The 7,781-nt window shown below is 64.8% G+C and carries 6 protein-coding genes; 3 read left to right on the top strand and 3 right to left on the bottom strand.

Annotation, left to right across the window (positions count from 1 at the left end; all coding sequences use genetic code 11):
- Positions 1-1,196: glutamate synthase-related protein (locus tag EN745_RS37165; protein ID WP_245487807.1), on the top strand; the 1,196-nt coding region annotated here is incomplete at its 5' end.
- Between the two features lie 142 nt (positions 1,197-1,338).
- A complete protein-coding gene (locus EN745_RS23115; RefSeq protein WP_127422350.1) occupies positions 1,339-2,793 on the top strand; it encodes a glutamate synthase subunit beta in 1,455 nt (484 codons plus the stop codon).
- Here EN745_RS23115 and EN745_RS23120 read toward each other — a convergent pair.
- Both EN745_RS23120 and EN745_RS23125 read right to left on the bottom strand, forming a co-directional pair.
- A complete protein-coding gene (locus EN745_RS23120; protein ID WP_127406159.1) occupies positions 2,790-4,016 on the bottom strand; it encodes a DUF459 domain-containing protein in 1,227 nt (408 codons plus the stop codon). The genes EN745_RS23115 and EN745_RS23120 overlap by 4 nt on opposite strands.
- Before the next feature lie 26 nt (positions 4,017-4,042).
- Positions 4,043-5,266: a lytic murein transglycosylase gene (locus EN745_RS23125; protein WP_127392013.1), complete on the bottom strand. Its 1,224-nt coding sequence runs from the start codon at positions 5,264-5,266 to the stop codon at positions 4,043-4,045.
- Positions 5,267-5,467: 201 nt separating this feature from the next.
- Between EN745_RS23125 and galU the strand changes: the two genes are divergently transcribed.
- Complete coding sequence (gene galU / locus EN745_RS23130) at positions 5,468-6,382, top strand: UTP--glucose-1-phosphate uridylyltransferase GalU (protein WP_189363131.1); 915 nt, start codon at positions 5,468-5,470, stop codon at positions 6,380-6,382.
- A 46-nt stretch (positions 6,383-6,428) separates the two neighbouring features.
- Here the strand turns inward: galU and EN745_RS23135 are convergent.
- A partial coding sequence (locus EN745_RS23135) for an outer membrane beta-barrel protein (RefSeq protein WP_127422352.1) occupies positions 6,429-7,781 on the bottom strand: 1,353 nt, incomplete at its 5' end.

A 7,781-nucleotide genomic window follows, 5' to 3' on the forward strand; every position in this document is an offset into this window, starting at 1 on the left:
ATACCTGCCCGGTCGGCGTGGCGACGCAGGACCCGGTGCTGCGCAAGCGCTTCAAGGGCACGCCCGAGCACGTCATCAACTTCTTCTTCTATGTGGCGGAAGAGGTGCGCGCGCTGCTCGCCGAAATGGGCTTCACCCATCTCGACCAGATCATCGGCGACACCGATCTTCTGGAGAAGCGCGACGTAATCCAGCACTGGAAGGCGCGCGGGCTCGATTTCGGCAAGATGTTCTTCAAGCCGGACGCGCCGCACGAGGCGGTGCACTGGACCGAGCGCCAGAAGCACCCGATCGACGACGTGCTCGACCGCAAGCTGATCGAGCTGGCCAAGCCGGCCCTGGAAGCCAAGCAGGCCGTCTCCATCGAGCTGCCGATCCGCAACGTCGACCGTTCGGCGGGCGCGATGCTGTCGGGCGAAGTGGCCAAGCGCTTCAAGCACAAGGGGCTGCGCGAGGACACGATCCAGGTGAAGCTTACCGGCACCGCCGGCCAATCCTTCGGCGCCTTCCTGGCGCGGGGCGTCTCGTTCGAGCTGGTCGGCGCCGGCAATGACTATGTCGGCAAGGGCCTGTCGGGCGGCCGTATCGTCATCCGCCCGCCGGAAGAGGCCAAGATCGTCGCGGCTGACTCCATCATCGTCGGCAATACGGTGCTTTACGGCGCCACCGAGGGCGAAGCCTATTTCGCCGGCGTCGCCGGCGAGCGCTTCGCGGTGCGCAATTCGGGCGTCGCGGCAGTAGTCGAAGGCGTCGGCGACCATGGCTGCGAATACATGACCGGCGGCATCGTCGTCGTGCTCGGCAAAACGGGGCGCAACTTCGCCGCCGGCATGTCGGGCGGCGTCGCCTATGTGCTCGACGAGAAGGGCGATTTCGCCGAACGCTGCAACATGGCGATGGTCGAGCTGGAGCCGGTGCCGGAAGAGGACGATCTGATGGAGAAGCTGCTCCATCACGGCGGCGACCTCGACCATAAGGGACGTGTCGACGTATCCGGCGACATGACCAGCCACGATGAGGAGCGGCTCTACCAGCTGATCTCGAACCACGTCCATTACACGGGGTCCGCGCGCGGCCGTGAAATCCTCGACAACTGGGCGGCGTTCCGGCCGAAATTCCGCAAGATCATGCCGGTCGAGTATCGCCGCGCGCTGATCGAGATGGAACGCATGCGCATGAGCGTGGCGGCCGAATAAGCATTGGACGGGCCGGAGAGATGGATCTCCGGCCGCCATCCTCACCAACAATCCTGACCCCGGACTGCGGTTGCCATGGCGGCCTTATGGGGTTAACGGGTGCGCCGACAAGTGCGTGCCTTCGGACAGCAGGGACTGGACTATGGGCAAGGTAACAGGGTTTCTTGAGATCGACCGGCAGGTGCACAAGTACCAGCCGGCCTCCGACCGCATCCGGCATTTCCGCGAATTCACGCTGCCGATGTCGGACAAGGAGGTCGAGAAGCAGGCCGCGCGCTGCATGGATTGCGGCATTCCGTTCTGCCACGGGCCGACCGGCTGCCCGATCCACAACCAGATCCCCGACTGGAACGACCTCGTCTACAATGGCGACTGGGACAATGCGATCCGCAACCTGCATTCGACGAACAACTTCCCGGAATTCACCGGCCGCATCTGCCCTGCGCCGTGCGAGGAAGCCTGCACGCTGAACCTCGAGGACATTCCGGTCGCCATCAAGACGGTCGAGCAGGCGATCGCCGACAAGGCCTACGAGACCGGCCATATCCGGCCCTATCCGCCGGAGAAGAAGACCGGCAAGCGCGTCGCCGTCATCGGCTCCGGCCCGGCCGGCATGGCGGCGGCCCAGCAGCTCGGCCGCGCCGGCCATGACGTGCACGTCTATGAGCGCGAGAGTCGTCCGGGCGGGCTGATGCGCTACGGCATCCCGGACTTCAAGATCGAGAAGCACTATATCGACCGCCGCATCGAGCAGATGCAGGGCGAGGGCGTGACCTTCCATTGCGGCGTCAACGTCGGCGTCGACAAGCCTGTCGCCGAACTGCTCGCCGAACATGACGCGGTGCTCTATTGCGGCGGCTCGGAAGCGCCGCGCGCCGCCAACATCCCGGGCGACGATCTCGGTGGCGTGCATGACGCCATGCCCTATCTGGTGCAGCAGAACCGCCGTGTCGGCGGCGAGCCGATCCAGTCGGTGGCGTGGCCCTCGCATCCGATCATCGCCAGCGGCCAGCATGTCGTCGTCGTCGGTGGCGGCGACACCGCGTCCGACTGCGTCGGCACCGCCTTCCGCCAAGGCGCGGTGCGCGTCACCCAGCTCGACATCCGCCCGCAGCCGCCGGAGAAGGAAGACAAGCTCGCCGTCTGGCCCTACTGGGCGACCAAGATGCGCACCTCGTCCTCGCAGGCCGAGGGCGCCGAGCGCGAATTCCAGGTGGCGACGCTTGAATTCATCGGCGAGGACGGCCAGCTGACCGGCGTCCGCTGCTGTGAGGTCGACGAGAAGCGCAAGCCGATCGCCGGCACCGAATTCGTCATCCGCGCCGATCTCGCCTTCATCGCCATCGGCTTTGCCGGGCCGGCCGCCACCGGCGTGGCGAGCGAGCTGGACGGACAGATGAGGATCGTCACCGACAGCCGCCGCTCGAAGAATGTCGAGGCCAATGACCGCGACTACAAGACCAGCGTCGAAAGGCTTTACGCGGCGGGCGACGTGCGCCGTGGCCAGTCGCTGGTGGTGTGGGCGATCCGCGAGGGCCGCCAGGCGGCGCGCTCGATCGACGAGGCGCTGATGGGATCGAGCGTTTTACCTCGTTAAGGGTTGATAGCCGTCGTCGTATCCGGTGTCGCGGCTGACGTTGCGGGCTGGGTTTTCGGCGGCCAGGAGAAATCGTCGGCGCGGCCGGGCGAGGCAGCGGGCGCCTTGCCCTCGATGACGAGTTTCTCGCCAGGTAAATTCGGATTCGCCTTGGCGGGCGCCGCCGCGCCGAGAAGCTCGGAGCCGCCGTCCAGCGCCGGATCGCCGAGCAGCATCGGCACGGTGCGGTCGATCACGATCGGAGCGGCATTGGGCGCCGGCGCTTCGACCGGGGCGCCGGCCGGCGCGGAGACCGTTGTCACGCTTCCGGGCGCGGCCAGCCCGAGGATCTTGGCCAGCGACTTTTCGGTGTAGAAGGCAAGCTTGCGCTTGCCGGCCTTCGAGACATTGATGCCGTCGTCCGAGCGCAGCCGCACCGCCTGGCCGTTGATGTCGGGGCCGGTGGTGACGAAAGCGCCGTTCTCGTCGACGAAACCGTCCCAGACATCGACGAACTCGCCGCCATGCTTTTCGGCGGCCGAGCGGTAGATGTCGTTGAAGGCCAGCATGTCCGAAGTCATCTTCGGCAACCGGAAGGCCGGCATGCCGACCCACAGGAACGGCACCTTGGCCTCCGCAATGGCCTTGCCCAGCGCATCGGTGCGGCGCTCATATTCCTTGGTCCAGTTCTCGGATCGCGGCTGCTCGCGCACGTCGCCGACTTTCATCTGCTGGCGGTCGTTGGAGCCGAGCATGACGACGACGACCGATGGTTTCTCGGTCTCGATCAGCGTTTTGATCTGTTCTGGCCAGTTGTAGAAATCATCGCGCACGAAGCCGGAAGAGCCGTTGCTGCGCACCGCGATCCTGACGCCAGCGTTTTCGGCGAAGGCGGTGTCCAGGCCCTCGCCGAGACCGCTCGCCATGAAATCGCCGACCACAAGCACGACGCGGGCATCCGGCGTCTTCTCGACGATCGGCGTCTGTGGCACTGCCGGGAGGCGCGGCTTGGATTTCCTGGTCTTTGCCTTCGGCCTTGCCTTCTGGATGTCGAGCGGCGGCTCGATGCGCTCGCTGCGGCGCGGGAACAGCAAGTCACGCAGCGACCAGCCGCGGCTCTGCTCCTCCTGCGCCATGGCGGGCGTGTGGAAGGCGCTGGCCGCGGCCACCATCAGGACGCCAACGGCCAGGATCAGGATCGGCGTGCGACGAACGATCGCCCGTATGCGCCCAGCCGAAACCAATCACTTCCTCCGTCCCTGAAGCGGTCCTATTTCTTGCGGAGCCATTTGAGCACTTCCATGCTCGGATAGCCATCCTGGGTCAAGCCGGCCTTCGCCTGGAAGGCCATGATGGCGGCTTTCGATCCCTCGCCGATCTTGCCGTCGAACTTGCCGTCATAGTAGCCGTGCTCGGAAAGCCGTTGCTGCAGTTCCTGCCGCTCCTCGAAGCTCAGCTTGGTGAAGGGCCGTTTCCAGTCCTGCACCAGGCCGCTGCCACCAGCGATCTCGTCGGCAAGAAGGCCCACGGCGAGCGCGTATTTGTCGGCGTTGTTGTAGGCCTTGATGACCGAGAAATTCTTGATCATCAGGAAGGCTGGCCCACCGCGGCCGTCGGGCACTTTCAGCGTCGCCTTGTCGGAGCCGTTCTTGAACGGCTTGCCGTTGGCCCTGACGACGCCAAGCGCCTGCCATTGCGCCAGCGTCTTCGAGCCGGCGGGAAGCTTGCCGGCCGGCAGGACGACCTCGTAGCCCCAGGTCTTGCCGGCCTGCCAGCCGTTCTTCCTCAGCAGATTGGCGGCCGTCGCCAGCGCATCGGGGATCGAGTTCCAGATGTCGCGCTTGCCGTTGCCGTCCATGTCGACGGCATAATGCTGGTAGCTGGTCGGGATGAACTGGGTGTGGCCCATGGCGCCGGCCCACGAGCCGCTGAGATGGCTTTCGTCGATGTCGCCGCTCTGCAGGATCTTCAACGCCGCGATCAGCTGGGTGCGGGCGAATTTCGAACGCCGCGGGTCGGCATAGCCAAGTGTCGCCAGCGAGCGGATGACATTGCGCATGATGTCGTTGCGCTTGAGGATCTCGCCATAGTTCGATTCCATCGACCAGATGGCGAGCAGGATGTTGCGGTCGACGCCGAACCGCGCCTCGATCCTGTCCAGCCACGGCTTCCATTTCCTGGCCATCTGCTGGCCGACGGCGACCGACTGGTCGTGCACGCGGTTGTCGAAATAGTCCCAGGCGGGTGCCGTGAACTCGGGCTGGGTGCGGGCCTTTTCCAGCACCACCGGATCGACATCGGTGATGTTCCTGAAGGCCTGGTCGTAGATCGCACCGGAGACGCCGCTCTGCACCGCCGTGGCGCGGAAGCTGGCAACCCATTGCCGGAATCCGGCATCGGCGAAAGCAGGTCCCGCGGGCATCAGCAGGGCAAGCGACAGGCTGGCCGCCGTCACGACGCTTGCGAGGCGCTTTGCGGTGCTGCGAACGGACATCTGTTCCTCCTTCTTCATGTCAGGAAGATCATTCATCGCCGAACCCGGTTAGTATTTAGTTTACCATAGGTGGGGTCGGGAACGAAAAGACGCGACGATGCTTTACGCACTGCAAGTTTTGTAACCCGGTGTTCTTTACGTCTCGATTCCGGCGCGAAAATGTCTCAGAACGGGATTGCGGAGCAGGCAATCAAACGGATAATTGGCAGCATGAAGAGAGTTCGCAAGGCAGTCTTCCCGGTCGCTGGTCTCGGCACGCGGTTCCTTCCCGCCACCAAGGCAATTCCCAAGGAAATGCTGACGGTCGTCGACCGGCCGGTCATCCAGTATGTGGTCGATGAAGCGCGGGATGCCGGCATTGAGCATTTCATTTTCGTCACCGGCCGCAACAAGGCGGTCATCGAAGACCATTTCGACGTCCAGTTCGAGCTCTACGACACGCTTGCCCAACGCGGCAAGGACGACCAGCTTGCCCGACTGCAGCGGCTGCAGCCGGCGCCGGGCCAGACCAGCTTCACTCGCCAGCAGGTGCCGATGGGGCTTGGCCATGCCGTCTGGTGCGCGCGCGAACTGGTCGGCGACGAACCGTTTGCGCTCCTCCTGCCCGACATGATCATGCAGTCGGAAAAGAGCTGCATGAAGGACATGGTCGAGCTCTATGCCGAGACCGGCAACAACATCATCGCGGTGCAGGAGTGCGATCCGGTCGAAGCGCATAAATACGGCATCGTCGGCCGCGGCGAGGACACGCATCACGGCTTCCGCATCACCGGCATGGTCGAGAAGCCGAAGGCGGGCACCGCGCCCTCGAACCTGTTCATCAACGGCCGCTATATCCTGCAGCCGGAGATTTTCGGCATCCTCGAAGGCCAGGAACGCGGCGCCGGCAACGAGATCCAGCTCACCGACGCGATGCTGAGGTTGGAGAAGCGGCAGCCCTTCTACGGCTACCACTACCGGGGCCGAACCTTCGATTGCGGCTCGCCGGAAGGCTTCGTCGAGGCCAATGTCGCCTTCGCGCTGTGGCGCAACGACATGAATGCCAGCATGGCCGGCGTCATCCGCACGCTGCTGGATGAGGTGCAGCCGTCGGCGCGGCGCGGCGCCGCATTCTAGGGCGTATCGATATTCAGGCCGGCCTGGCCTGAATTCCGGCACGTCCTCAGCGCTGCACCTTCAGCCCCAGGAAGACGCTGTTGGCGACATAGTCGCGGCCGGGCAGGTTGCTGGTCAACTTCTCCGTCCTGACCCTTGTGGTGAGGCCGGCATAGCGGTTGAGCCACCATGTCAGCCCGGCCTCGGCGCTCAAGATCAGGTCATGGCCGTCGGATCCGGTATAGTCGCGCCAGTCGAGGCCAAGCGCTGAATTCGCCGTCAGATTGGCGCGGATCCGCCGCTCACCGGTAAGCCGGCCCGAGTAGAGGACATCGCCACTTTCCCCAGCCGTCGTCGTGCTCTCGATGGTGGTCCTGCCCGTGAGCCCGACGATGGTGCCGCGCTCGGGCGACCATTTGAGATCGGCGTTGACGTACGGTCCCGCGTTGGCTGGCAGACGGTCGTCATCGATCGCTTCGCGCAGCCAGCCTACGGAGAATTCGCCCGACAGCTTGTCGTCCATGTCGAGTTCGAGGCCGGCGCGCGCGCCGAGCCTGGTCGAGGAGCGTTCGTACAAGTTGCTGTCGAGGCGCAGATCATAGATCCGTCGCCCGGCCTCCACCTCGACAAAAGGCGTGATGGCCGGTGAAACCTCGTAGCCGGTACGCAAGGTTGCGCTGTAGAGCGTCGAATCGCGGTCCCTCTGCGACAGCGTGGTGCCGTCCGAAAGGTTGGCGTCGCCGAAGAAGTCATGCGTGATCGCGCCAGTCAGCGCGTAGCGCATCTTGCCGGCATCCTTCTCGATGGCGAGGCTGCCGTCGACGGTCTGTCGCAGCGGCTGCGAGGTGACGCCGGCGATGGCATCCGGCGAGGAGGCTGATTCAGGCACCGCCTCGTAGCCGAGCTTGGCGATGGCGCGCAGCTCATTGTCGAGGTCGACGTTGAGCTGGCCTTCGATGCGGCCTTGCGCATCGTTGATCTTCTGGCCCGAGACCGTGTTGCGGAAAATGCCGTAGCCGTCGATTGTGGCCGAGTTCTCGCGCCAGTCGGACGCAGCGGTGAAGCGCAGCGCCGTCTCCGACAGTAGCGCCGATTTGCCGCCGCTACTGGCATCGGCGTTGGACGTCGCGGTGAGGCCCTGCTCGAGCGTCGGCTTGAACACGAAGGTGCCGACCTTGATGCCTGTGGCGGCGAAGGGGTCGTCCTCGGGCTTGATTTTCTGGCCTTCGATCGATGCGGTGCGCTCCGCGCCCGGATCGAGCTTCTGCCTGTCGACGCTGTCGACGGTGACCGCGCGGCGGTTGGCGCCGTCCTGGTCCTCTGCGGTGAGGCCGGTGTCGTCGGCAGTGGCCCTGGTCGTTGTTGCGTCGGTCTGCTGCTTGGTCTTCTTCTTGTCGGCGGCGTTTATCTTGTTCTTTTC

It is taken from the genome of Mesorhizobium sp. M4A.F.Ca.ET.022.05.2.1 (assembly GCF_003998845.1).
Taxonomy (GTDB): Bacteria; Pseudomonadota; Alphaproteobacteria; order Rhizobiales; family Rhizobiaceae; genus Mesorhizobium.